Below are 26,668 nucleotides of genomic sequence, written 5' to 3'. Positions count from 1 at the left end.
TTTTGGCAATCCTATTTTTTTTCCTCTGTCAAAGCAGGAAGAACTTTCTCACCAAAAACTTCGATAAACTGCTCCTGCTCCCGGTTGACGTTGTGCAAAATTAGTTCATCAAACCCCAGTTCAATATCTTTTTGGAGCCATTCAATATGCTGTTGAATGTCTGCTGAAATGCGAACGTGTTCGTGTAGTTCTTTTGGCTGCACAAATTTACCTACCGCATCAAATTGTTGAGGAGTTCGCAATTCTGTCATCACGATGTTCTTAAAAATATTATTGCGCCATTGTTGATGTGCTTTTTGTAATGCTGTCTCTTCGTCACGGTCATAAGAAAGCTGCACTTTCAAAATCATCGGTTTGTCTTCACCACCTCCTCTACGGAAGGCATCGACAACTTTTTGTAACTTCTCTGGTGGGCGAGATATGGTAATTAATCCATCTGCCCAATTGCCCAGCCATTCCGCAGTTTCAGCAGTGATGGCAGCACCAATGATTGCAGGAAGGGTGTGCGGTCGGGTATAAAGTTTTGCTTCTTCAACGTATACCTTGCCGTGATGAGTGACTGTTTCCCCTGCCCAAAGAGCGCGGATAACATCAACACATTCCTTGAGACGGGCATTGCGATCGCTCTTGCAAGGCCAGTGTTCTCCGCTAATATGTTCGTTAAGTGCTTGACCGCTACCTACGGTGAGCCAGAAGCGGTTGGGAAACATTTCTGCCAAAGTTGCTGCTGCTTGGGCAATAATAGCGGGATGATACCGTTGTCCAGGAGCGCACACAACCCGATAGGAAAGTGCCGAAGTAGCTTGCATTGCTGCACCCAGCCATGACCAAGCGAAACCGCTTTGTCCTTGGTTTTCGCTCCAAGGGTGGAAGTGATCGGAAGACAGAGCAAGGGTAAAGCCTGCTTGTTCTGCCATCTGTACGTACTTTAATAATTCGCTAGGTTTGAATTGTTCGTGGGAAGCATGATATCCAATCTTAGCCATAAAGTTTTCTCCCTTGTATTGTTAACTCATTATGGTTACTTGATAGTTGCAATTTTCCCAGTTTTGTGAATGAGTCCAGAAAAAGGTAAAGTTAATGGGGGATTGCTGACTCGAAGAAATAGCAATATCTACGAATGCAATATCAATTGCAGTTGGTGTTGAGTCAGTGTTTTGTATCGTCTGCCAGTTATCATTCGACCAGTGCAACTGGAAGGGAGCCAATGCTTGAATTCGCAGAGTGTATCCCGCCTTTACACTGCGGATTTGACGGTTGAATTTCCAAATTTCAAGAAACTGAGTTGGTTTGGAATTTCCCAAATAACGATTTACTAGTTCTGGAATCCAATCAAACACCTTGCCATCTCGGGCAGAACGTAGTAGTTTAATATACTCTGCGTGTGCCCATGCGAGAGGCATTGCTGAACCTGTAGGTTTTCCAAAGTACAAATGAGAGTTTGGCTGATCTGGCTCATCCCAGATTTGTTCTGGTAACAATCCCGTGTCTGAAGCAAAGGCTTCCATTGCTTGTATAAAAGGTTGCACATCATGCCCTGCGGCGAGTTCGTAATGTCCCCTTTCTCCAGTCAACAAAGGCCAAGCTCGTCCTTTGCCGTAATGCAAGAAAGGACCGCCATCTTCTCGTTGTCCATAACCGTCATGATTGTAACGATGCCAGCAGGAACCCAAGGGAGTGTCAACTTTCAGTACTGCATCTACGACTTTGAGAGAATCAACAATCACGGGATCGTAGGGAGAGCGAATACCGTAGCGTACTAGTTCCAAAAAGCCTGCATCGACAATTTCTTTTGCTGGAAATTGCCACTGACTACCAGGAGGACGGTTAGCAATTGATAGCACTCCTTGATTCGGGTCTTCATTTGGGTATGGGTTGTGAACATCCACCGGATTAATCCGAATGTAATGCCGTTTAATCTCAGGAATTAAAGTTCCTTCAGTTGTTACTGTCCAAGTTTCTAAGTGACTTTCTAGGAAATCGGCGTACTCTTCAATGAACTGAGCAGTACTCTTATCTCCTCGTTCGCGGGCAAAAGTTGCTGCACAAATGAGTGCAGCAATAGTTGAGGCAAGGGTTGAAGGCGAATAACCGCTAACTTCTTCCCATCGTTCTTGCTGGGTAGCGGGACCGTAATTAATTAAGTACTTAGCTGCTTGCATCACTACTGGATAAGGATCGAATTGGCGTAAGGCATTGTGCCGATAAAGTCGCCATGCCAGCATAATTGGAGATGCTACTTGGTCAAGCTGAATTCCTGTCCAGTATGGCTCCCCATTTATCCAAAAATTCTGAGCAAAACCACCATCTGGTTGTTGACTAGCAGCGAGGTAAATCAATGCTTCTAAGGCAGTTGTTTTGTGTCCGGCTGCCAGTAGTGCTGTTACACTATTTACCATGTCGCGAAGCCAAACCAGATGATAACCTCCTTGTTGTTCATCACCGTGGGCATTACCCCAAGGAATTGATAGCGATGCGATCGTTGCACCGGGATAGATTTTGTCTTCATGTGCTAGCAGCACACTAAAGCTACTATGATAAAGATTACCTCCATCCCCCGATACTTGTTCTAGTGGTAGGCGGTTTTCACAGGCATTGTTCCATTGGTTGATATAGCGGACTTTTTGTTCTTCAAAAGGTACATCCAAGGACAGCAAAAGGGTTGTCACTGCGTCGTGGAGGTGGCTAGCGAAGGCCAGCCCTAACGTAAATTCTTGATTATTCTTTGGGTCAATTTTGGCTGTCAGAGCAACATTCCCTCCTTGGGCTTGCTGAAACTCCCAATCCATTTGGAAATTATCTGCCAAGTCTGTCCAACCGCCACTTTCACCGACATAGCCACAAGAGGCGCGTGTGAAGGGAACCGTTGCTGTCATTGCCAACCAATTATCATTTTGTTGAGCTGTTAAAATTTTTACTCCTGCTACTTCTACTATTCTGGCGCTATCATTCCAGCCGCCGATACCCAAGTGTGGCGCACAGAGCGCATATAGCTGAAGTTTTGCTAGTACTTCTGGATGACCTGTAAGGCGCGTGTGTTGCAAAATGCATGAATCTCGCGAGTCAGTAATGATTTCTTTGGTAATAGTGTAGCGTCCTTCCGGATCGGAATTGGTAATGCGGTATCCAAGAACGTGAGGAACGATACGTTCAGTTTTGGTATGCAGATGGCGCTGTTCTTCATGGAAAAAGCTAGAGCCATCAGTAATCAAGTATTGTAGATCTCGGATTTGGGGACGGTCAATGGTAGGGTAATAAACTTCATTGAGAATGCCATTAGAAAGGGTGAACCAAGTGCGACTGGAGACGGCGCAAGCAGTTCCTACCCCGTCTTTATTGCCTTGAGTCCAACAGGGTTTTTGTCCTGGTTGTCCAAAAGCTGTGGATTGATTTTGCATCTGTGTCATTTTTAATGCCCTTCTCTTCAGTAAGAATCTGTACCTGAACCTGTAACTCTAATAAATTGCAACAAATAAATAACTGCAAATACGGCGAAAAATATTCTCACAAATCGCGATCGCAAGAGCCGATAATACAATCAAATGTTCATCACAACCCATTGGAAAAGTTGAGCCGCTTAACTGTTTAAGTAGTCATCAAAACTTGCTCTTTTTGCATTTTAAATGCTAATAGTGGAAAACTAGTGGAAAACTTTAAAACATTTTAAAAAATACTACTTGAAAGTTAGCCTTGCATAACTAAAGGATGATTAAAGTCATGCGCTAGATTCAGTAGCTTTCACCAGAAGACAGTCAACTAAGCATAAAGTTATGGGATAGCATGAATGTAGATAGATAAAAATTTTATAGGAGGACAGATGTTTTTTATTTCTAAAAATCTAAACAAGTACCGTTTCCTTTTTATTAACATTGCTGCTATACCTTTTTTGGTTTACAGCACCATTCTTTTGCGATTGACTATAGCTTATCATCAAGCACCTCGTCCTCAAGCTATTCTAACGCTGGGGGGTAGCCCCGATAGACCAAAATTTACAGCTCAATTTGCCCAGAAACATTCTTCTTTAGATATCTGGGTTTCTTCGGGTTTACCTCCCGAACGAATATGTCCCATTTTTCAGGCAGCCAATATATCAAAAAACCGGATACATCTGAATTACGAAGCTGTCGATACAGTGACTAACTTTACTACCCTAATCGATAATTTAAAACGTCATGAAATTCGCCATCTTTACCTAATTACCTCTGATTTTCATATGCCACGAGCTAGAGCGATCGCTACGATTGTCTTGGGTAGCCAAGGGATTACTTTTACACCTATAGCTGTTCCAACTGAACGACCAACAGAAGCGTGGTTGTTTACTCTACTTGATAGCGGTCGTGCATTGTTTTGGTTATTTACTGGATATACCGGAGCCAGTTTAAACGCTTACTTTTCTTACGACCAACTAGAAAACCTTCTCTAATCTCCAAAATTTCTCTTTCCTAATGTAGCATTTCCTAATCTCCTGAGGTACCAATTTATCTGCGTTCATCTGCGGTTAATTCTTTCTTAGAGTACCTCACGAAAGTAGAATTGCTATAACGCTTTAAAAAGATATTAACTTATGCCCTATTGACTATTGTTAAACACATCGGGCAGTTGTGGTACTTGGGTTTTGTTAGTTCGGGAAGTATTAATTTGAACTACCGCAGGCGAAACTTGTTTAACTCTTTTCATAATATTTTCACTCGTTACTACAAATACTACAATTATAGCCTGTTCTATCCATGCAATCACTAAAAAACCTCTGTATTGATTATTTCTCTCTCCTATTCAAACTATTAATGATTTAAGGCGATCTGCTTTGCGGAATCGCGAGAATGTTTTACTGGAGTATCAACCAGGATGGAAATGAGCAGCGCACTAAAGCCAATCAGCGTCAGCACAAAGTTTGTGGCGTGAGCATACTCCCACTGATTTCGTAGTTCCACCCAGTTTGTCGGAAGAGATTGGGGAGTCGTTTGTTCAACTACTCGATTTACGGGTTCAATGAACGAGAAATAGATGACCGGAAAGGCGAGTGCTAAGAAAATTGTTCCAGCCAATGTCCATTGAAAGGCAGGGTGGCGTTTGCGGACGAGGAACAATAGCACGATCGAGCAGATCAATGCGCCAACGGTAATAATTGCACCGGGACCAGGTGCTCCAAAGTATTGATACAGGGTATTCTGAACCGTCACGTAGAGTAAGCCATCGTACTGCATTTTAGCTGGCAGTTCTAATGCATGGCTAAACTCCAAGCCCATATATAGTGCAACAAGAATTAAGGTAATCAAGCGCCAAGTTTTTAAAAACATGATTAATTTTCTCCTTTTTCTTAATTGCTGGTGTGACTTGCACTTTATAGTCTAGATTTCCTGCAGCCCAACCATTGTGTCTGTCCAAACTTACATGGAATTGATTACCAAGGCTTACAGCATATGATATATACTTCATCTGTAAGCCTTGACAATGCTAGAGTTGCTTGTGCTCTATTGGACGACCATCTGTATCAATATCTAACTCTTCCCGTCGAACCTTCTCTTGCGCTTCGACTGTATCCCGATCCACGATTTTCTTAACTCGAACTTCTTCTCGGACAACAGCTTCTTTGCGGATATCGGGTGTTTCTTCGTAAATTTCCATACGAGCAACTTCACCTTCACGAAAAGCGTCTTTAGGATTGCTAGAGGTAGTACTTGTGGGGTTTGTGCGCTCAATGACTACTCGCTCTTTCTCAACGGGTACAGCAACACGAGCAGTTTCTGTTTCTACGTGTTTGCTAATAGAAACTTCTCCTGCTTTATGGCGTTGTTTATTAGCAACTAACCTTTCTTCGTAAAGTTTCAGGCTTTGATTGTTCTGTTCGTCAATATCGTATAATGACGGTTCAAGCGAATAGTTATAAGTGTCTCGGTCATAGGCAGTCGTCTCTTGAGTCATGCCAGAAGTAGCAGCCGTCGGACGATATATACTGCGAACTTGCTCTTCATAGTCGTAATCAACCTTTTCTAAGTCGTCGAAGTTAGGCAGATTTTCAACTTGCTGCTTGGTTAGACCTTGAACGTAAATCTTTTTGTCATTATAATCAACATTGATGCGACCGATAGGAAGCAAGACTTTTTTGCCAAAAATCCAGAATCCAGTGTCTACTATAAGATAGCGTAAACGACCTGTATCCTCATCAACTAAAATATCAAAAACCGATCCAACTTTGTCATCACCATCCGTATAAACATCAAAGTTTTTTATGTCATCCATATCGTTATTTTCACGATATTCAGGATAATAATCATCAATTTTTACAAGAGGCATTTGCATCAACTCCTACTTAATTGAGTGTCTACTTTTCTGTTTCAATATTTGATAAATCCTCTTTGATTGCAAGGATTTTTTTTAAAGAATATCTTCAAAAGGTGGAAAACTTGTGGAGTTTTGAGCAGTTTATAATACAGGAATTGAAAGTACTCCAAAGCGATCGCACACAGCAAGACCAAAAACCGTAAGACCAATGAGAAAATAGACTGCATCCCAAAAGTCGATAGCTCCTAGTCGCACATGACCCGTTCTGAATCCCCTCATCTGCAGTGCAGACATCAGTATCGGAGCACGTCGCACGACAGCAAACAGCAACGGTAGTGAAATCCTCAAAGAATTCCAAATGAAACGGAAGAAGTGCTTGGGGTCTAAGTCAACGCCTTTGATCTTCATAGCATCAGCAATCCGGAATGCTTCTCCCAAGGTGGTATATAAAAGTCGATAGGACAAACCGAACGCTAAAGCAACAACTGATGGAAGATGAAGTCCTCGGATACCTTTGGTTAAATCTTCAGCATCCATAGTAGAGAGCATACTGACGCTGACAAGAATTGCTGCTGTCCATGCCAGAATAAGACGTAGTTCAGCAGTAGCAACTTCCGCCACTTTAGCAAAGTTTCCTGCAAATAAAGGACCAGCAGCCGGGATAAGAATCAGTGCCAAGAAAGTTGGTATGTGGATTGCCCACAAAACAGCCATCCACTTCCAGGGAGTGCGTGCGATCGCAGCCTGGATAAGCCCTAAGATGACTAACACTAGCATCCATTGCCAGCTTCCTGCCAGGAATAAGAAAAAGAAAAGCAAAATGAGCAACAGGATCTTTACACGCGGATCGCGGCAGTGGATAAATGTATTGCGCTCTTGGTAAAGGGTAGGTACACTGGAAGAAGTCATGAATTTTTCCCACTTCAGTTGAGATTGCGAGCAGTTGAGAGTTGTGAGATAAGGTTGTCGTGCGTTAATGCGCTCATATTTAAGTGATGAGCCAGTTGAGCAACGTCTGGGGGTTGTATATGTAACTCAGCAAGTTTAGCCCAATTATTCTCTGCAAACACTTGACGCATGAGACCTTGCATGACAATTTGTCCTTGCTCTAATATGGTTACTGTATCAGCAACCTCAGTGAGAAAATTGACGTTGTTGCTTACCAGAAGCACTGCTTTACCGTGCTCGCGCAGGTGTTTGAGCATCTGTTTAACCTTTCTAATAGATGTCGCACCAAGACCAAGTGTTGGTTCGTCAAGGAGAATAACCTTTGGATCGACAACTAAGGCTCCTGCGATCGTGACAAGTTTTCGCATTCCACGTGGAAGTAGGAGTGGATCGCGCTCTAACAGATCTTCCTCAATTCCCACTAACTGGCAAACTTGTGACACCTGATTCTCAATGTAGTCGTCGTCATAGCGTTTTTGCTTGGAGAATAAGCCTGTTCTTTTGTACTGGCGCTGCTTGAGTGGAAAGGCGATTTCATCCTTAACCGTTTTCTCACTGAGCTGCTCATCTGGGTTTTGAAGGACAGTTCCGACCATTAATCCAAGTTTGGGAACACTTTTGTCTCTTGTATCTATATTGCAAATCGTAACTCTACCCTCGCTAGGTTTTACCAATCCGGCGACATGCTTAACTATAGTTGTTTTACCTGCACCACTATGCCCGATCAGTGCATGCACTTCACCTTCATGAATTGTGATGCTGATGTTTTGAAGCACTCTGGGTCTTTTGTTCGAGTAGCAGAATGTTACCTTTTCCATGGAAACTGCTGGCTTACCGAAATTGTTTTTGGCTTGGGGTGATTCTGCTAAAAAGTGCTTGCTTTCTTCAACTCTAAGAGATGAAAGTTGTTGCATACGACTAGCCTTGTATGCTTGTTGGAACTCTTCAAAAGTTAGTGGTGAAGAGGACATACTCAAGGCTTTAGCAAGGCGCAGGCTAATCGGAGGTTCAATATCAGCACGAGACAGAAGTTCCTCGTTTCGCAAAATCTCTTCTGGAGTACCTTCAGCGATCGCTTTACCATCAACTAAGACGAGAAGGCGATCGACGATTTGCATGAGGAAATTAGGATCTCGCTCGACGACTATCAGTGTTTTTTTTCTAGACAAGTCGTTAATAACATTGCTGACTCGCTCCTGTCCCATAGGATCGAGCTTGTCCATCACATTGTCAAAGATGAGTATGTGCGGATCGATTGCAAGAGTTGCTGCAATTGCTAGCCTTTGCTGTTGACCACCTGATAAATCCCAGATTCGTCTATTGTCCTCTACATCACTCAATCCTACTTGCTTTAGAAGCTGGCGTGCTCGGTCAGTGGCTTCTTGTTCTGAAGCACCGCTATTTTCCAGGGGTACTCTGATCTCCTCTATCATTTTTAACTGCACAAGTTGTGAGGCGAAATCCTCAAAAACCATACCAACGTGTTTTTTTCTCGTATCATCGCCATCGCGATTCTTATCTTGAGATTCTTCTTTTCTTCGACCATTGGTATTCACTTCAAGCTCGCCAGAGGTTTCACCACCTGTAATGCTTGGTGCTAATCCCGCGATCGCCATACCAAGTGTTGTTTTTCCCGCTCCTAATGGTCCAATAATGCCGATAATCTCACTGTTGTTGATTTCAAGAGAGATTTCTTTTAGCGCACTCTCATCCGATCCTGGGTAGGTGAACGTAAAGTTTTTTGCATTCACTACTGACATAAATTGCTCCTTTTGAAAAAAGCTAATTAACCGTGACTCGCATGAGCTTGTCTTTGTCTTCGATAGCGTCGTTCTTTGCCACGAGGTGCATAACCCAAGTAGCGTTCAATACGACCATAGAGCTGTGGCACAATAAAGGGAGTTGGGATAGCGCCCAGGATTATGCCGTCAGTGATTGTATTTCCGATAGCAGCCAAGACAGCAATTCTAAAGGTTTCTTCGTCAAAAATAATGAATGCTGTGGCTTCAATTGCTGCATGGACAAATCCTGCGACTATAGCTCCAACAGCAACAAGAAATTTATTCAGAGGATGGTTACCAATGAGGTAACCTGCAGCCATAAAGCCTACAACGTAGCCTACTGCTCCAATGGGATCGTCGATCTCATAACCTTCAAGCAAATCTCGAAGGAATTCTCCAAGCATTGCTCCTAAGGAGACGGCAAAGAGAGGCCAACCCTTTGGAACGAGAGCAACGAATGACATGGGAATAAAAAACGGTTTAAAATCTATATCTACAGGGATCTCGGGAATTCCTTCAAATAGAGTCAGTCCGAGGAAGAAAGTGACTGCGGTTATGACAGCCAGTACTGTCAGTTTGATTGTCTTTGTACTCTCCATTTTTAAATGACCTACTTCTAGTTTTTATTAATAAGAACTAAACTCACTCTTTGCTTAAAAAAGCTTATTGAAAAGTAACAGAGATAATAGCTGGAGGAAAAACCTTATTATTTCCACTTAGTTGGTCTGCATAAATAGCGTTAACTATTTACAACCATATTTGTCATTCATTATGGATAAAAGTTTCAGAACAATTTATATTTTTTAACTGAGTTTTGTTTATTTCCGCTGACTAACTTACAACACACAAGTTATTAATATTTTCGTAAACTCGTATGTGATTTTTTTGACTTTGCAGCTACAGAACTTTGGTTACAAAGTAATAAAACTTGTTTATTAAAGACACTAACATTTTCTAGATGGATAACTAACTTTTCGTGTATCTTGAGGAATAAATTATTTTTGATTTTTGTTTTTTAACATAATTTTAAACAAATTTTAAACAAAAGTTTAAATCACTAACTTCAAAATTTATTTTGGTTATACAAATTACAATTTCTTGAAGAGATTAGGGAGCATCCCAATTTGGCACATTGCCCTCAGAATAGAATTCTGGGGCTATACAATCTAAGTCCGCAAGGCAAGGACTTATAGAAAGTCCACCTACGTGGACTTTGTTTGTATAGACGCGATTACGAACATCGCAAGGGTGTTTTTTGCAAATTGGGATGCTCCCAGAGATTACAGTATTTGGTCAATTGTGGGAGACTGAATTTCTAGAGAGTCCCTCAACAAAAGTCTTGTGATAACTTCGGCATCAGCGGATGAAAGTTGCTCTAACAGAGTCGTTTGCTTTTACCTTGTGAGTACATAAATTAGTGGTTTAGCAACCCAGAATTGAAGAGTTTGCAGTCGCGCCAAGAGCGCTTAAAGAGGGCTAAAGCCTTACAAGCCATCTAAAGTTGTCTTATCAGACTACTAGCTTTGATTGCAGGCAATATAATTTGCTGAGGTTCGTTTGTTTGAATGCTTAAAAGAAAAACCAGATTTTTTTAGGTTAATTAATAGTTGAAAACTCAGCGGTTAAATTAACGTTAAATTTTGATAAATTAAAAGTAAAAATATTAAACTTCAAAGTTAGGTACTTTAAAACAAAGGGAGCTTAAATCAGTGTGACTGAGCCATTTCGCCATACCTTTATCTAAGGAAATTCCAAATTAAAAAATATTCAACTTTTTTTGGAATGGGCTTCTAGCTCGTCCTATAAACTGGGCAGTGACGACGCCCATACCACATTCCGGGATAATTTATTTCTTGATTTGGAAATCACTAAACTCTACAGTTGTACGAGAAATAAGAAATAGAAAGGCAATTGAAAAATTCCTAGCGTTCTCCACCAGTTTTCCACCTTTGAGACTTATGCTTAAACTATGGTACTATGCCAATTTTGTCAAAATACCTAGCGAATAGAATTCGCGGCTATACAAGCTTAGTCCGTAAGGCAAGGACTACTTTGGGTTAGCTGCTTTTAGCGAACAGGGGAGAAGAAATTACATCGGTAATCTTAGTACCCGGAAAAGAGTAAAGGAGGAAAAATGACAATGCTGAATAAATATCATAATTACAAAGGAAGTTGGAATATTCGTATAAGTGCCACAGCCATTGCATTAACGGCTTTACTTCTTCCCGCTTGTGCCAACAATGAGCAGCAAGCAACTACTTCTGAACCGACGGCAGACACTATAGCAGAAAAAGAAAACGTTACTGCACCAGAAGTTAGCAAGAATACAGATGCCCTCATCGGTAAACTCGTTACTGTTAGAAGCCAACCTATCAATAGGGTGAGTGATAACGTATTTACAATTACTGATAGGGAAGTTTTTGGTGGTGAAAGAATTGCAGTTGTGAATAATACAGGTAAGCCTGTTAACTTACCTGAACCTCAGGATGCAAGATTGCAAGTTACGGGTACGGTTGCTAAGTTTAACATCAATGCTATTAAGCAAGAGTACGGCTTGGATTTAGGTCAACAAGATTTGTATCGAGAATATGAAGGTAGACCTGCAATTATTGCACGATCGATTGCACTAGCGCCGGTACCAGGTGAAATCGCAGAAAATCCAAAGATGTACTACAACAAAGTTATTGCTGTACCTGCTGATATTGCAAGAATTTATGGTCCTAATGCATTTGTTCTTGAAGATGATACACTCCTTGGCAATAACCCATTGTTAGTCTTGGTTACAAATCAACTAAAGGACAAAGCTCCTATTAAACAAGGCGAAAGGATTGTTGCTACTGGTACACTTCGCCAATTCGTTATCGCTGAGCTTGAGAGAGACTACAATTTTGCTTTTGACCCACAGTTGCGAAAACAGCTAGAAGCAGATTATAACACTAAGCCTGTGTTGATTGTTGAAGGTATATATCCATCAGCATTGCCACAAAGCGCTAAATAGGGTTTGCTGTCTATCCCTATTAATTTCTCTCGAAGCCTATGCTAAGACAGGCATTGTGAATGATAACTTGGCTGTCTACGCACGCTACGTCAGTTCTCAAGCTCAATGACTTATCCCGCGATCGCAGAATCACCGAATGCTGCTATTCCCGTTCCCACAGAGGTTACTGGTCCTAGCCCTGCCTTGGCGCGTAGTTACGTTCAAGCTTTGAGTGTTCCTTTTTTTCTAACTTACGTCATCGATCAATCAAGTTACCGTCGCTACCTAAGCGCAGATTACGTCAATGCTATCAGTCAGAAGCCACTACCGCTTTCGTTAGTGACATCTCTTACCCCCACTCAGCTTGAACAAACTGCTCGATAAAGCCTGCCTAAGTCTACCTATAAAACGAAACTGAGAAATCATAATCTACAGGTTAGTTTATACACAAATGGTATAACTCCTGAGCTAAAAAAATAAAACATCTTTATTTATCTAAATGTTCCCACTTAAATGTTTTAAATAAATAGTAATACTAACTCCATGCTACTCCCGAATCGCTATAAAATCCCGTTTTTTGGAGTGCCTACCGTATAAATATGTAGGGCTATGCCTACTGACTCTTATAAAGAATCTTCCAGCAGTAAGGGAGTCGTTAGTTTATAATGTATAAAGTAGGATAAAAAATTCTTCTGGTTCAAGAAAACACCTTACTAGCGAATGATTTTTGTAGCAGTGGAGTTGACCACTCAAACTCTTTCTTTGTGTCAAGTTCTTCTTTGGGATTAGAGACCTATATTTTCATTAAGGAAACATGATAGGTGGATTGAGCAAAATAGAATCTACTAAATAAAAGATTTTGTTATCTTTAATCCTCCTAATTGTAAGATTGTTGCTGATAACAAAAAGACTAAACCAACTTTTTTGACTGGAAAACATTCACTTTTGACATTTTGACTATGATTGGTTCTCAATTTTCTAAATGGCGTAGAGGTATTGCTTTGTTTCTTGGTGGCTTGGGTACCGCTGTTGGTGTGGGATTAACAACTCCAGCTCCAGCAAGTGCAATTTCCATAGGAGAATTACTTTTGCGTGGAATTCAGCTTTACCAAATCTCTAACCTCTCAACAAAACAAAAAGTTGCACTAGGTAGTGACATTCACCAACAGGTACGCAGAAATTACAACCTCACTACCAATGATTATGTTAGCCGAGTAGGTCAGCGCTTAGTTCAAGCTAGTGGCTGTTCTGAAACTCCTTTCAACTTTCATGTAGTTCAAGACTCAAGCATTAACGCCTTTGCGACGACAGGCGGCTATGTATATATCAACAGAGGGTTACTGAATGCGGTGGATAATGAGGCTCAGTTAGCAGCAGTTTTAGGTCATGAAATTGCTCACATTTGTAATGACGATCTCGTCAATCGGCTTAAACAAGCGCAAATAGCTCAAGGTGTAGCCTCTCTTGCTGATATAGATCGTAGCGCCTTGGCTGGTGTAGCTTATCAACTGGCTGTAAACCTACCCAATAGTCGTGAAGCAGAATTCAATGCTGATACCAAAGGATTGCAGTATATACGACGAGCAGGTTACGATCCAAATGCGATAATTGCATTCTTGAGAAAGTTGGAGAGACAGCCGAACCAACCAAAATTTTTGAGCACTCACCCAGCGACAGAAGACCGAATTGATGCTTTACAAAGGAAAATTGCTGCTAGTCAGTAGTATCGAAATAATTCGTAATTTCTACATTAAGCTTACTTAGCGTCTGCTCTTTCCTGCTTGCTTACGCATCCGATGCATGATGAACCTACTTCCATAAACAATTACGATTGCTGCAATTATAACCAGAACAATGAAGCTCAAGAACTTTTTCACCAGTTGGTAATTTTGTCCTAGTACATAGCCTGCGTATGCTAAAAGTCCCACCCACAAGGAAATACCTACTAAGGAATAGAGTAAGAAATGCAGCAAAGGCATCGCTTCTATACCTGCAGGGATAGAAATGTAAGTGCGAATGGTTGGGACAAGCCGACCAAATAACACCGCCCTTCGTCCATATTTTCCAAACCAATGGTTCATTCTGTCAATGTCCTTACCAGATAACCTCAGCCACTTACCATGTTTGTCTATCCACTCTCTCAACCGTTGTTCACCCACAAGCTTGCCAATATAATACCAGGGGAGAACACCTATTACAGAGCCTATTGTCCCTGCCACAACTACCCAAAGTAAACTGCTTAACTTCCCCTGAGTGACACTAAATCCTGCTAAGGACAGAATCAACTCGGAGGGTAAGGGTGGGAAAAAGCCTTCTATCGTCATCAATACACCGATTCCTAGATAACCAAGGGAAGAAATAACGTTAGTAATCCACTCAACCATAAAGTTTATTTAGTTAATTTTTGCGCTTTTTCCTTTTTTTGCGGCGATGAAGATAGTCGTAGGTATCAGCACTATAGATAAATAATTTGTCAGGATGAGAGGAATTAACACCTTACTGTCCAAGGAAACAAGGTGATTCTGGATCTTCTAAAGGTGATACCGTGTAACACTTAGAAAAAGCATTGTCAGATAAACGGTGTAATACGAAGACTATTCGCGATTGAGTCTCGTGAAAAAAAGAGTGATTCAATCCTCGACACTGTTGGCGATTTAGCCTCGCATTGGCATGAATCCGCGTACACGATTACACGATTAATTGTTTCCGAGTTTTGGGAGTTTATAGCGTTTTTTTAGAGAAAAACAAACCACCACTAACGAACGCCAAGAGCATAACCAATCCCAGCCAGCCGATTTGTAATCTCACATCCTTATTTAAAAACACCGAATCCAGCACTAGTCAACTCCATATGCTTCAATCAAGAACAGCGCCAAACACTTGATTATCTATGCTCTAAAGTTAGAACGATGGCGTCGAATGCCCGCCACCCATATGTCGCGTTATTGCAATTCTACAACAGAGGCGATTGAACAGGACAAGCCCTTGGTGTAACTGCATTCCTCGAACTGATTAGGAGATTGTGCTCGCGCAAGCTGCTGTTGGGTTATAGTATTAGGTGGGCATGACTGAGGAACCAAGACCCTATGGTTGTAAGGCTCTCTGTACAAAAAGCCAGGACAGAGATAGGGATTGAGCGCGGAACTAGGACCTGCAATTGCAGATAAAAGAGTAGCTAAAAGAACAATCAGTAGCCTCACCCAGAGTGTCGCCCAAATTGTTTCCACTAGCTCAATACTTTTTTGGCTTAGGTGATTGAGTTGATTCATAAACTCTCCTAACTAAAAACTTTACGGTCATAGATAGGGCAGGAAAAAAAACAAGATAAAGTCAGATCCCTAAATATTTGTCTATTAACTTAATGAAACTTTACAAATGCCCCAAAATTACATGGATTCCGACAGCCTTACCGATTTTTCCTATCCGCTTACAGGTAGATTCAAATATGGATTTAACAAGAAAGAATTCAGGAGTCAGTCGCCAGAATTCAGAATTACCTGAGTGGGACTGGCGGATGAATAAGTGGTGAAACACCGCACCACGCATTGTAAATTTGGTGGTTAATGATTGGTTGTGGGTCGGAATCCCCAACCAAATCGATTCTGAATTCTGAATTCTGAATTCTGACGAATTATTCAAGCTCTTTGGCTCCCATCAAATCAGCGCTATTATCAAAGAAAACGGATTCATAGACTGTAAAAATTGCAAAAAAAAACGATTTTTGGAACAGGTGCAATATGTGAGTTGTCATTCCAAGTAAAAAAACTATAAACGAACAAGATACTCTAGCAATCCTAAATCACGCGTCAAATTCTCTCTTCTCTCTTTTCTTAGCACTCTTGGTTCAGGAATGGTTGATAATTTACACAGATCAAATAGAACTGCTGTGTTTCTCCAACTTAACAATTAAATAGTGGAAAAGTCGTGGAGAATTGATATGATTAATAACATATTTAGAAGAAGACATTTTCACCATATGTGACTCTAGTTGTGAATTTGCGCTCGCCATATATTGATTGGTAAAGGAATCGCCCGTTATGCCCAGAGGGTTCCTTTTCAGAACCCTCTCCTCAAAGTTCCACTTAGAGGCAATTAAGCGGAGCTTGGTTGGAGTATAATGTGCTTTGCGATCGCTCCAACCAAACATAGAAAAAATTTAGTTCCTTGTAGCCAACTGAGTAGTTTCAGGATAAAGACTGGAATTCAGTTGAGCTTGCAGTTCGGGTGGGAGCAACAAGCGATTAATAGGGTAGATAACACCGTTGTCCACCTGAAGGGGTGTACCGATGACAAGAGCTTTGTATCTTACTAATTCTTCAGAGGTCTGTGCATCTAACCCTTCATTTACTTCTCCAGTTAATCCAGGCTCTTGAGATACGGCTGATGACCGCTCGTTAGGGGTGGAAGTAGCTCCAATACCGGATTCTTGGATCTCTACTTCTCCTTCTGATTGTCTAATGTGATAAGAAAGAATTTGTTTGAGTAAGTCTCGATTTTCCGGTTGTACTAGAAGTTTAACAGTGCCGATTGGAAGAGCAGCAAAAGCTTCATCAGTAGGAGCGTAAACTCTGTAAAAGTCATCATCATTATTGATTTCATAAATGAGATCGGAGTTCTGCCCAGCAACTTGCAAAAGAGAGTTGAGCATCTCGAATGATGGACTTAAGGATACAACTTCTCCAGCAGTCATAGATTGGGCATTACGGGGTACAACAATAGTGTTTGTACTGGTGAAGAAGGGTAGATCTGACGCAGGTACATTATTGATGTTAGGAGTTGGAACAACTTTAGGAGTAGGGGTGACTTGAGTTGGTCTGGGGGTGGCTTGAGCTAGAGTAGGAACCTGAATTCCAAATGCAAAACCCACAGCACTAGCAAGACCAGCAAATAATTTGAATGAGAGTTTCATAAAGACTACCTCCTCTATACTTTGACTAGTTGTTTAAGGGTGTTTGAAAAATGAACGACAAAGAGATTTCACTTTTAAAGGTTATTGGTAGATAGTGGAAATTTCGTGAATAAATTTCATCTTTATAAAGCATTAACCGAACATCTCAAAATTGATGTTTAGATTGTCCAGTTATTAATAAGAATTCTTAAAAAAAATCTTGACACTTCAACCCGTTTGAATATCAAGTTTACGAAAAAGTTGAGCTACTCAACTTAATAGCTCAACTTAATATAAGGAACGAGTAACTATTAACAATCTGAATTTAAACTTTAATAGTGGAAAACTCGTGCATAATTTCAGGAAATTATTACAATTACTACTAAAGGAATAGCTGCTCAATGAAATCAGTGCTACGCTTCTCTTTTACTCAATCCAATTGAGTAACCCAAGCGAAGTCAATTTACCAGAAAAGTGGGTACCAATCATATTGACAATGGGAATAGCGATCCAATACTGCGTAGGTTTTGCCTAAAAATACGAAAAACGTAAGTTGGGTTGAGGAACGAAACCCAACATTTATGTATTTGATGCAGGTGAAAAGCGCTCTATTCTACTCATCGTACTACCGGAGTTGACTGTGTTACGATTATAGGTAAATTACGATAGTACGATGTGATTGGTCGAACTAAGCTCGGATTTACGCCAAATTCCTGAACTAATTTGTCTTTTACGTTTATGAAGTTTTCAGAAGTTTGAGCGCGTGCGGGTTGATTGCCAAAGGATAAAACAGCTAATGAAATTGCTGAGATAAAACCAAAAGATAACAGACTCGACCGAACAAAATTGGTTTTCATATAGGACTCCTTACTCAACAAAAAAATACTGAAAAATGAATAGTAAAATATATAAAATTTAATTTAAATAATCATAAAACTTTATATATATATTAACATTTTCTTTAACTAAACAAGCATAACCACTGTGATGTAGAATTATTATCTAAGTATTAGATCTAAGTATTATGGAAAATATGACTAAAAAACATAGAAGCGAAGAAACTCATACATAAAAAATTTAGATTTATTTAAATGTATGAGAAAACAGAAGCAAATTTAAGTTTAATCAAGGTACTTAATGAAATGAAGAAGCAAAATTAACTAAAATCATGTTTTTAAGTTAAGATATGCTACTTAATTAAGATAGCATTTTCATATTTTACAAAAATTTTTAAAGATAATTGTCTATTTTTTGTAAAATAAATAATCAGAGCAGTTCTTTGCTTCTTCACTCATGACAATCGTAGGGTTGACGGCACAGGGTAAATAGTGGTTTTTTGAAAAGAAATAACATTTTGAGCAGGGCAAATCATAAGGATAAGTATAATTAATTTCTGAGTCATTAAATAAATTTTCTGATGTTCCTTTTGAAATCTTAATATTTAAAAATGCTAGCAACCCACTCAAAAAAACAATTAAAGCTAGAGTAGTTCCTCCTTGCTCAATAAAAGTATCAAAGACTTTGACCTCATTATATTGTGTTGGTTGAAGTTTAATTGTTTGATAATTTTGATTTGACTGATAAGTTGTATTTCTGAATGGATAATATGTTTGTATTGCTTGTTTGTAATGCATATAATTACTCCTAATTTTTTAACGATTTTTGAAACAGGTGCAATGTGTGAGTTTACATTCCAACTAAAAAAACTATAAACGAGTAAGATACTCTAGCAATCTTAAATCATGCGTCAAATTCTCTCTTCTCTCTTTTCTTAGTACTCTAGATTTAGAAATGATTGATAATTTTTACAGAGCAAATAGAACTGCTATGTTTCTCTAAATTAACAATTAAATAGTGGAAAACTCGTGGAGAATTGATACTCTTATTCAGAGTTTCCAGACTTTTTGGCGAGACTAGCAACGACTGCAATCAACTCAGCCATCTAACTAGTTTAGCTGTATGTGGCTGGAAGCCTGCTGCCACAGCCTCTCTGTATCTTCTACCACAGATGAACGGGGACGGACGCAGATAAAGTTGTCTTTTTTCCTTCACGACTTTTCCACTATTCAAGCTTATCTTGTGTAGATAGTTCCTCATCGTTCTTATCAAGTGGAGCTATTCAACTTTTTCGTTTTACTTCCATCTAAACTGATAGAAGTAAAAAGAAAAACTTCTTATTGGAAGATTAGAAGTAGATCGATTCAGAGAATTGGTTTAAGTTCTTCACAGTAAGTGACGCACGATTCTTTCGTGGCGAACCTATTGTAGTTGTCAATGGTTCAGATGTATTAATATGAAGATACTCAAACTGCTATCAATAAACCTACGTTTAATAAAACTCCAAAGGTTTTTAGGGTCGCTGATATATCCACTACAACGCGATCGCCTAGAACGCCAAACTCGTAATTCCAAAACTTTAGAAGCTTCTGAAAAAACTGGAAACATTGTCCGGACTGAGCAAACCGCTAAGGGCGGGCGCTTCTACTTCAAGGATCTCGAACTTGAAATCTGTTTTCTAAGAGATGATTTTGTCAAAGTGGATTGGAAACTAGGTGTTCCTCCCATTCCTTATGCCATTGCCTGTAATGATTGGTCAACTGTTGAAACGACATTTCAACAACAGGATGATTGTTGGGCAGTATCCAGTACCGCCCTGAAAGTTATTGTGAGTGCCGATGGCGGTTTGGAATTTCAAGACGCTAACGGGGAAATTTTGCGGAAAGAAATGCCGCCCAAGAGACAGGTAAGGGTATCGCCGCGATTCAAAAATGAGGGTTGGGTGCATCAGGCGAAGTTGCGTCCGGACGAACACATTTATGGTTTGGGAGAACGCGCCGCCCCTTTCAATTTACGATCCGATCCAAACAGAAGCTACCGTATGTGGAATTCTGATTGGCCGGGAATATATGGACCGGGAGACGACCCACTGTATCTATGCACTCCCCTTTACATGAGTTTGTATCAAAACGGCAGTTACCTCATTTTCTACGAAAATTCTTATCCAGCAACCTTCACCTTCAAAGATGTTGCAACAGTTGATTTTGAAGGAGGAGCGCTGCGTTATTATTTGACCTTTGGTTCCCCCGATCGCGTACTAGAACACTACACTCAATTGACAGGTCGTCCGCCCTTACCTCCTCGCTGGGCTTTGGGCTATCACCAGTCTCGCTGGGGATATGAAACGGAAGAAGAAGTGAGAAAAACTGCTGATGGCTTTAAAACCCACAATCTGCCCTTGAGCGCTATTCACTTAGACATTGACTGCCAAGAAAACTTCCGCGCCTTCACCATCGACCCAGACCGCTTTCCCAAACTGACTGAATTTAGCAAAGAACTTGCAGAACGGGGTGTGCGGTTAATTGCCATCAACAGTCCAGGAATCAAGGCGGATCGAAAGAATAAACTTTTTGAAGAGGGTCGAGCACAAGACGTATTTTGCAAATACCCCAATGGAAATCCAGTGCTAGCTCCAGTATGGAGCGGATGGTGTGCTTTTCCAGATTTCACAAATCCTCAAGCCCGTCATTGGTGGAGTCGCCAGTATGAATATCTGCTTGATTTGGGTATTACAGGATTTTGGCATGATATGAACGAACCAGCAGTTTTGGTTTTGTGGGGCGATCGCACTCTACCTAGATGCGACACCATACACTTTATGGAAGGACGGGGTGGTAACCACCAGGAGGCACATAACATTTATGGCTTGCTGCAAGCAAAAGCGGGGTATGAAAGTTTGCGTGAGTACAGACAAGAGCAACGTCCTTTTATTGTTGCACGTGCGGGATGGGCTGGATTGCAACGCTACGCATGGACATGGACGGGCGACATAGTTACCAGTTGGGAAGGTTTGCGTCAAACGATACCAACAGTTTTAGGAATGGGACTTTCAGGCATTCCCTATACTGGACCGGATATTGGCGGTTTTAAAGGAGATCCTTCATCAGAACTTTACCTGCGCTGGTTCCAAATGGCTTGTTTTTTTACCTTTTGTCGCACCCATTGTGCCGACAATGCAAAACCGCGTACCCCTTGGAGTTATGGTGAAGAGGCGCTCAATATTATTCGAGAATTCTTGCACTTGCGCTATCGACTGTTACCTTACTTCTACACCTTAGCGTGGGAAGCAACTCTTACTGGACATTCCCCCGTGCGACCTCTGTTCTGGATTGAGCCCGATAATCAAAACCTGTGGAATATTGAAGATGCTTTTTTGTTAGGCAATGCACTCTTAGTTTACCCAATTGTAGAAGAAGGAGCGACTTCACGCAAAGCGACTTTACCGAAAGGATACTGGTACAACTTCTGGAACGATGCTTTGATAAAAGGAGGAAAGCAAATTGAGATAGCAGCACCTTTAGAAAAAATACCTCTGCTAGCAAAGGCAGGTAGTATCCTTCCAATGGAAGTGGAAGAAAGGTTAATTCTCCATATCTATCCTCCAGAGGAAGGAAATTGTAAAGGTCAGGTATATAGTGATGCTGGTGATGGATATGGCAATTGGCGGGTAGATGAATTCCACCTGAGCAGAGACGAGAAGAGTTTGGAACTGACTTGGCAACAGCAAGGAGAGTACCGCTTTCCTTACAAGAGTGTGCAACTTCACCTCCACGGTTTTGAACTTCAGCAAGCTTGGGTAGATGGTAAGTCGGTTGCTTCTTTTGAAAATCGTTTGGATGTTGATGGGTTTGAGCAAGTTCGATTGCAAGGAAAGTTTCAATACGTGCAGAATTCGCAAGCTAATTTATGAAGCGGATTATCAAAATAATTAAATACTTTTTACTAGGTTTATTGGGATTGATTGACACACTCTTAAATTACGGTTTAATCGAACCCTATATCATTGATATAGAACCGCAAGTTACTGTTATTCCCGGTCTTTCCACTGCTTGGGAAGGAAAAAGAATTGCTGTGATTGCAGCTTCTGTGGGAATGTTGCTCTTCATTATAGGAGGTGCATCGGCTCTGGGATTGCTACTGGCAAAATCCATTGCCCAACCTCAAGGGGTAGCAATTTATGACCCGGCTCGCATTATTCGCTCGCTCGATATCTTTGTGGCTATGGCAAATATGAGTGGTATCATCGCTCACTTTGTCGGAACAATTGCTTCTGTTGGGCTGTTTATCTGGCTGCACCCTGAGTTATGAGCGTTAAACTAATCGCGATCGCAATTCTTCTAACTGCGATCGCTATAAAGAGGATGGCACGATCCTGTTCTAAAAACATTGCCTAATCCTTAGTTGTAAAAACCATAATAGTCAAATGTACTTCGATTAGACAAAGCCTGCCAAGTATTTTCTCCAACAACACCATCCACTCTTAGACCATTTACAAATTGAAAATTTCTAATGGCTTGAGCTGTTCTTCGACCATAGATACCGTCAATTCGACCAAAGTAGTATCCCCTGCTGCGTAAAAAAGCTTGAATATCTCTAACTAATGGTCCCCTATCGCCAAAATTCAAAACAGGAGCTGTATCAGGATTATATTCAGCGAGATATCCATCAACATAAATTTGAGCGTTTGCTGGTGAAATGCCAATAAATACAGGGGCTATGGCAAAGGCAGAAACTACACCAAGTGACATGAGATTGGCGCGAATAAATTTCGTAATTTTAGCTAACATGATGGTTAAATCCTCTTAATGCAACTTATTATTCGTCCGAGGGCGTTTTAGTCTAGATCCCTGTTGAATGGGTTCATCAGTTTGAATGTCCAGTTCTTCTCGACGAATCGTTTCTTGAGTCTCAAGTGTATCTTGTTCAACAACCTTCTTAATTTTGACTTCTTCACTCACTACAGGTTGCTTTTGAATCTGAGCTATTTCTTCATATATCTCTATGCGTGCAACTTCTGCTTCGCGGAAGTCTGCTTTGTCAGGAGAAACTACCTGACCAACGTCCGTAGGAGTAGTACGTTCTACAATCACTCGTTCTTTTTCAACGGGTACAGAAATTCGTGCTGTCTCAGTTTTCACGTGTTTAGCAACCGTTACCTCTCCTCTCTTTACACGATTTTTATTTGCAATTAGCTGTTCTTCATATAGCTTGAGACTTTGATGATTCTGCTCATTCACTTCGTACAAAGAAGGTTCTTGTTCATAAATGTAAGTATCACTGTAAGCATCACTTTGGTAAACAGGTGTTGTGACAGGTTTGGTAGCAGGTTTGGTAGCAGGTTTGATAACAGGTTTTTCTTTCGGTTCAGCATAAGCTGGTGGAAGATCCAAAGGTGCTGATGCTTCTAAAGGCGTTGATGTCTCCAAAGGAATTTCTACTATTGGATCTACTATTGGAGTACGGTAAACTTTGCGTACCAGTTGTTCATAATTGCTATCAACCTTTTCAATATCCTGAAACTCAGGTAAATTTTCTACTTGGTTTTTAGTCAGCCCTTTAGCATAGATACGCTTTGCATTGTAATCTACACGAGAACGACCAATTGGTAGCAATACTTGCTTGCCAAAAACCCAAAAACCTGTATCAACTACTAAATAACGTATACGACCTGTATCATCAACTAAAATAGTTTTGATACTGCCAACTTTTTCGTCATTTATGTCTGAATAAACCTCAATATTTTTGATATTATTATTTTGTGAATTCTCGTGGTAATTTGTATCAAAGTCTTCAATCTGGTAAAGAGCCATATCAATATACCCAGTGTAAAATTTTACTAATTACAATTCAACTTGTTCATTTTTTGAGTCTAAATCTAACAGGTGGAGAACTGGTGGAGGAACCCTCTACTTTCTTAAAAATACTACTAAAGAAATAGTGCAACTTTGTTAAACGGTTAGTTAGTACATGGAGGCAGAAGTAAAAAGCGCCTAAGGCAGAAGGCGCAACAATCTTGTTTTACTGAAAGTTTTGTCTCTAACTGAAAAATAATTTTCTAATCTTTCTAGAAACCAGTAAAGTTGTAACCAACTCCCAGCACTAACCCCACATCTGTTTCATCCAAAAAGGCTGCATTCACCGCAGCATTTGCCGTGAAGTTGTTATTTAGAGGAACATCTAAACCACCAGTTAACAGTAAGCCAACGTCCGTATCATCGCTCGTTTCAATCGCTACACCAGCTCCGACGTAGGGTGCTACAGAAAAAGTTTCTTCAAAAACATCCTCCCTTCGTAAGTTAAAGTCATAGGTGAGAGGAACAAGCACAACGGGGTCATCTTCAACCGCTACAGATGGTCGCAAAGATATAGTTCGCGTTAGCCCGACTTTGCTAATCACCATAAAGCTACCTTCGCCTATAGCTGAGTCACCACCCAGACCAATGTTACCTGCAATCCCGATATAACTAGAACCACTACGTGTAGTTCGACCTGGGTTAACATCTACTTGAGCCACCTCATTAGAGGCTTCATTCGTAGGCTTTATGGTCGGCTGTGGAGTCAACAAATCGGCAGCCTTAGTTGAGATTTTACCGGAAGTCGGTGCAGTTTGTGCTTGAGCAGACAACCCGCTTCCAAGAATTGTCGTTGTAGAAAAAATCAGCAACTCAAAAAGGTGCTTTGACCAAATATTCTTCATTTCCAAACCTCTAAAATCATTTTGCAATAGGCGTTCTCAAGGAATCCAATTTGTATTTCTTGAGTGTTATTACCTTATATAAAGTCCGCTTGCGCGGATTTTGTTTGTATAACCCCAGAATTCTATTCTGAGAGCAATGTACCAAATTGGGATGCTTCCAATCCACTGCATGGATAATTCCATTGCTTGCCAAGATATTCCACTACAAAACACTCGCTTCTGGTTTGAAGATATATCTAAATAGTGGAAAACTTGTGGAACACACTCACAATATTTATAACTTCTATCAAAAGTTAGAAATTTCGCAAGCATTAGGTCTAACTTTTGAAACTAGTTAAAGTTTCATAGTTCAATTAATATATATCTAAAAAGAGAAAAGTTTAACAAATCTGAATATGGCACGGTTATCCTATCAGATGTTTGACAGAATTTAGTGTAGCTGTAACAATCAAAAACTGACTCGGAATATTTGCCTATCAAAGTGTAAAACGATCTTTTCTCACTGCCAAGAGCAATATAAGCTCACAACTAACGCATCAAAGATTGATTTTTTTAGCTGGAGGATGAATGCTTAAATGGTACAAATTATCAACAACCGTGACGATTCTCTTCTAAAATTTGGGAGAAGTACCCCTTGGTTGTGGCGTGCAAATTGCCAAGATGTAGTTTCCGCTCTCTGCGCTTTATCTCTGCTAGAAGATGAAATGAATAAGCGCTATAAGATGCTTAAAAGTGTAAAGGTGGTCAATCTTGACAGCTACAATAAAATAGGGCGTGAACGAATACCTCACGTCGCTGTAGTCTTTAATAAGAGCACTGATTTAATAGGAGAGAAAGAGCTTAAATCCCTGTTTGAGTCTACCTGCAAGCGGATATGTGAAATGGGCAGAAAAGTAGGAATTCACTTGATTTTAGGGCAAATCTAGAGTTAAGTCTAAAATGGAGATTCCGATTAGAGGATTGCTCGAATATCTAGAAACTTAGTTCTATTTCAGTGAAATTTCATAGCATATATCATTTGAAAGGAGTTTACTAGTGCTAGATTCCTTGCTTGAAGTTTTGAGTAACGATAGGAGATTAGAAGTCGGCACTTTAGGAGTGATTGGATTGTTGGCTTTCATCAGTGGTGGCTTCATGTTACCTCTAGTGAGTTTGTGTACTGCCAGTTTTGCGCGATCGCAACTAGCTCGTTTTACTGCTTTGAAAGAAAGAATTGCTTATCAAAAAGTCGTCAAGCCTTATGAAGGTTGGCTGGTAGTTGCCTTTGGTCTTTTTCTGACCGATATCTTTGCAATTGCATTACCAGATTCTAAGTGGTCTAGGCTTATAGAAATTCCTATCGGATTAGCCTTAACTATTACTGTCAGCTGGTTAGGCTCTCAATTCTTCAAGTATTTTTTTGATTTTTATCTGTTAGAAGCAGCCATTAAAAATGGACGAAAAGTTAATAGTGAATTACTGATTGTTACTAAGTTATTCGCGAATATTATTATTGTAGTTATAGCAATTATTCTTTTTGCTCAAACTCATCAAATCAATATTTTTGGAATATTAGCTAGTTTAGGAGTAGGTGGTCTTGCTATCGCCTTTGCCGCCCAGAAAATCCTAGAACAACTATTAGGTGGTGTAGTGATTTATCTGGATCGTCCCTTTGTTATTGATGACTATATTGGCTTACCGGATGGAACTTTTGGACGAGTTGAATCAATAGGCTTGCGTTCCACCAAAATTCGCACATCTGGTAAAGGTACGGTAATGATTGTCCCTAACAGTTCACTAACCCAAGTTAACATTGAAAACTTCACTGGCGCTAAGAAAGTTATGGCAATTATTTATTTAAACTTTTATCGGGTGATCGAGAATGAAGAACAAGCTTTGATTCGCCAGGTTATCCTTGAAAGTACAGTTGATATCTTTGGCATTGATACGCGTAGCACGGATGTCATTTTTAAAGATTTGCAAGAGCAAGTAGGGCAGCCTTCTAAGCTAAAAACCACAAAGAGAACGCAGGCACAAATTACCTTTTTTATCTTAGGTTCTGGTGAAGTTTCAATGGAACTGCGGCGTCAACTTCTCACTCTTGCCAATCAAAGTCTTACCCAACGTTTGAAGGAATACGGTATCGCCTTTGATATTGGTGAGCCAACTATCTATGTTGATTCTCCTATTACAATTTAAAGCTCATTTATGAATTTTACAGAAATTATTGAAAATATTATTCAATTTGAAGAAGTTGCTCAACCAGTACTCATTAAAAT

The 26,668-nt window shown here is 40.3% G+C and carries 23 protein-coding genes and 1 pseudogene; 9 read left to right on the top strand and 15 right to left on the bottom strand.

Annotation, left to right across the window (positions count from 1 at the left end; translation table 11 throughout):
- Positions 1-11: 11 nt before the first annotated feature.
- Together F7734_RS02415 and F7734_RS02410 are read right to left on the bottom strand one after the other, a co-directional pair.
- Positions 12-986 (bottom strand): TIGR03885 family FMN-dependent LLM class oxidoreductase, encoded by a 975-nt coding sequence (locus F7734_RS02415; RefSeq protein WP_155743223.1) that lies wholly within the window; start codon positions 984-986, stop codon positions 12-14.
- Positions 987-1,007: 21 nt separating this feature from the next.
- Positions 1,008-3,407 (bottom strand): glycoside hydrolase family 15 protein, encoded by a 2,400-nt coding sequence (locus F7734_RS02410; protein WP_155743222.1) that lies wholly within the window; start codon positions 3,405-3,407, stop codon positions 1,008-1,010.
- 410 nt (positions 3,408-3,817) lie between these two features.
- Here F7734_RS02410 and F7734_RS02405 point away from each other — a divergent pair, with 410 nt between their 5' ends.
- Positions 3,818-4,423, top strand: a complete 606-nt coding sequence (locus F7734_RS02405) for a YdcF family protein (protein ID WP_155743221.1) — start codon at positions 3,818-3,820, stop codon at positions 4,421-4,423.
- 358 nt (positions 4,424-4,781) lie between these two features.
- On the opposite strand, the gene F7734_RS02400 is transcribed toward F7734_RS02405, so the two are convergent.
- The 5 genes from F7734_RS02400 to F7734_RS02380 all read right to left on the bottom strand — a co-directional run bounded on the left by F7734_RS02400 (position 4,782) and on the right by F7734_RS02380 (position 9,610).
- Positions 4,782-5,297, bottom strand: coding sequence for a DUF1772 domain-containing protein (locus F7734_RS02400; protein WP_155743220.1), 516 nt, complete (start codon positions 5,295-5,297; stop codon positions 4,782-4,784).
- 157 nt (positions 5,298-5,454) lie between these two features.
- Positions 5,455-6,294 carry a DUF2382 domain-containing protein gene (locus F7734_RS02395; RefSeq protein WP_155743219.1) on the bottom strand — a complete coding sequence of 280 codons (840 nt, stop codon included), beginning with the start codon at positions 6,292-6,294 and terminating at the stop codon, positions 5,455-5,457.
- Positions 6,295-6,423: 129 nt separating this feature from the next.
- Positions 6,424-7,191: an energy-coupling factor transporter transmembrane component T gene (locus F7734_RS02390; protein WP_155743218.1), complete on the bottom strand. Its 768-nt coding sequence runs from the start codon at positions 7,189-7,191 to the stop codon at positions 6,424-6,426.
- A gap of 14 nt (positions 7,192-7,205) precedes the next feature.
- Positions 7,206-8,990: an ATP-binding cassette domain-containing protein gene (locus F7734_RS02385; RefSeq protein WP_155743217.1), complete on the bottom strand. Its 1,785-nt coding sequence runs from the start codon at positions 8,988-8,990 to the stop codon at positions 7,206-7,208.
- Positions 8,991-9,016: 26 nt separating this feature from the next.
- A complete protein-coding gene (locus F7734_RS02380) occupies positions 9,017-9,610 on the bottom strand; it encodes a hypothetical protein (protein ID WP_155743216.1) in 594 nt (197 codons plus the stop codon).
- Between the two features lie 1,535 nt (positions 9,611-11,145).
- Between F7734_RS02380 and F7734_RS02375 the strand changes: the two genes are divergently transcribed.
- The 3 genes and pseudogenes from F7734_RS02375 (at position 11,146) to F7734_RS02365 (ending at position 13,712) form a co-directional block, all read left to right on the top strand.
- Positions 11,146-12,009, top strand: a complete 864-nt coding sequence (locus F7734_RS02375; protein ID WP_155743215.1) for a hypothetical protein — start codon at positions 11,146-11,148, stop codon at positions 12,007-12,009.
- Positions 12,010-12,129: 120 nt separating this feature from the next.
- A pseudogene (locus F7734_RS02370) lies at positions 12,130-12,372 on the top strand (hypothetical protein); the annotation flags it as partial.
- Positions 12,373-12,947: 575 nt separating this feature from the next.
- Positions 12,948-13,712, top strand: a complete 765-nt coding sequence (locus F7734_RS02365; RefSeq protein ID WP_155743214.1) for a M48 family metallopeptidase — start codon at positions 12,948-12,950, stop codon at positions 13,710-13,712.
- A gap of 36 nt (positions 13,713-13,748) precedes the next feature.
- On the opposite strand, the gene F7734_RS02360 is transcribed toward F7734_RS02365, so the two are convergent.
- Positions 13,749-14,372, bottom strand: a complete 624-nt coding sequence (locus F7734_RS02360; protein WP_155743213.1) for a DedA family protein — start codon at positions 14,370-14,372, stop codon at positions 13,749-13,751.
- A 558-nt stretch (positions 14,373-14,930) separates the two neighbouring features.
- Positions 14,931-15,257: a hypothetical protein gene (locus F7734_RS02355; RefSeq protein WP_155743212.1), complete on the bottom strand. Its 327-nt coding sequence runs from the start codon at positions 15,255-15,257 to the stop codon at positions 14,931-14,933.
- A 92-nt stretch (positions 15,258-15,349) separates the two neighbouring features.
- Here F7734_RS02355 and F7734_RS02350 point away from each other — a divergent pair, with 92 nt between their 5' ends.
- Entirely contained in the window at positions 15,350-15,517 is a 168-nt protein-coding gene (locus F7734_RS02350) for a hypothetical protein (RefSeq protein WP_155743211.1), read from the top strand.
- Positions 15,518-16,144: 627 nt separating this feature from the next.
- Here the strand turns inward: F7734_RS02350 and F7734_RS02345 are convergent.
- The 3 genes from F7734_RS02345 to F7734_RS02335 form a co-directional block, all read right to left on the bottom strand.
- The gene (locus F7734_RS02345; RefSeq protein WP_155743210.1) at positions 16,145-16,897 is read right to left on the bottom strand and encodes a fasciclin domain-containing protein; all 753 of its coding nucleotides are present in this window, start codon (positions 16,895-16,897) and stop codon (positions 16,145-16,147) included.
- 596 nt (positions 16,898-17,493) lie between these two features.
- Positions 17,494-17,733: a hypothetical protein gene (locus F7734_RS02340; RefSeq protein ID WP_155743209.1), complete on the bottom strand. Its 240-nt coding sequence runs from the start codon at positions 17,731-17,733 to the stop codon at positions 17,494-17,496.
- A 387-nt stretch (positions 17,734-18,120) separates the two neighbouring features.
- A complete protein-coding gene (locus tag F7734_RS02335; RefSeq protein ID WP_155743208.1) occupies positions 18,121-18,510 on the bottom strand; it encodes a hypothetical protein in 390 nt (129 codons plus the stop codon).
- A 659-nt stretch (positions 18,511-19,169) separates the two neighbouring features.
- Between F7734_RS02335 and F7734_RS02330 the strand changes: the two genes are divergently transcribed.
- Positions 19,170-21,623 (top strand): glycoside hydrolase family 31 protein, encoded by a 2,454-nt coding sequence (locus tag F7734_RS02330; RefSeq protein ID WP_155743207.1) that lies wholly within the window; start codon positions 19,170-19,172, stop codon positions 21,621-21,623.
- Positions 21,620-22,021, top strand: coding sequence for a DUF3611 family protein (locus F7734_RS02325; RefSeq protein WP_155743206.1), 402 nt, complete (start codon positions 21,620-21,622; stop codon positions 22,019-22,021). Before F7734_RS02330 ends, F7734_RS02325 begins: the two co-directional genes overlap by 4 nt.
- 89 nt (positions 22,022-22,110) lie before the next feature.
- Here the strand turns inward: F7734_RS02325 and F7734_RS02320 are convergent, their stop codons facing one another.
- The 3 genes from F7734_RS02320 to F7734_RS02310 form a co-directional block, all read right to left on the bottom strand.
- Positions 22,111-22,500, bottom strand: a complete 390-nt coding sequence (locus tag F7734_RS02320) for a peptidoglycan-binding domain-containing protein (RefSeq protein WP_243146639.1) — start codon at positions 22,498-22,500, stop codon at positions 22,111-22,113.
- A 15-nt stretch (positions 22,501-22,515) separates the two neighbouring features.
- Entirely contained in the window at positions 22,516-23,523 is a 1,008-nt protein-coding gene (locus F7734_RS02315) for a DUF2382 domain-containing protein (RefSeq protein WP_155743205.1), read from the bottom strand.
- Between the two features lie 254 nt (positions 23,524-23,777).
- Entirely contained in the window at positions 23,778-24,410 is a 633-nt protein-coding gene (locus tag F7734_RS02310) for a hypothetical protein (protein ID WP_155743204.1), read from the bottom strand.
- 575 nt (positions 24,411-24,985) lie between these two features.
- Here F7734_RS02310 and F7734_RS02305 point away from each other — a divergent pair.
- Together F7734_RS02305 and F7734_RS02300 are read left to right on the top strand one after the other, a co-directional pair.
- On the top strand, positions 24,986-25,336 hold the full coding sequence (locus F7734_RS02305; RefSeq protein ID WP_155743203.1) for a hypothetical protein: 351 nt from the start codon (positions 24,986-24,988) through the stop codon (positions 25,334-25,336).
- Positions 25,337-25,445: 109 nt separating this feature from the next.
- Positions 25,446-26,588 (top strand): mechanosensitive ion channel domain-containing protein, encoded by a 1,143-nt coding sequence (locus tag F7734_RS02300; protein WP_166481688.1) that lies wholly within the window; start codon positions 25,446-25,448, stop codon positions 26,586-26,588.
- Positions 26,589-26,668: the final 80 nt, after the last annotated feature.

The organism is Scytonema sp. UIC 10036 (assembly GCF_009725235.1).
Note: the sequence above shows the minus strand (reverse complement) of the source record. Positions and strands in the feature narration are given on the sequence as shown.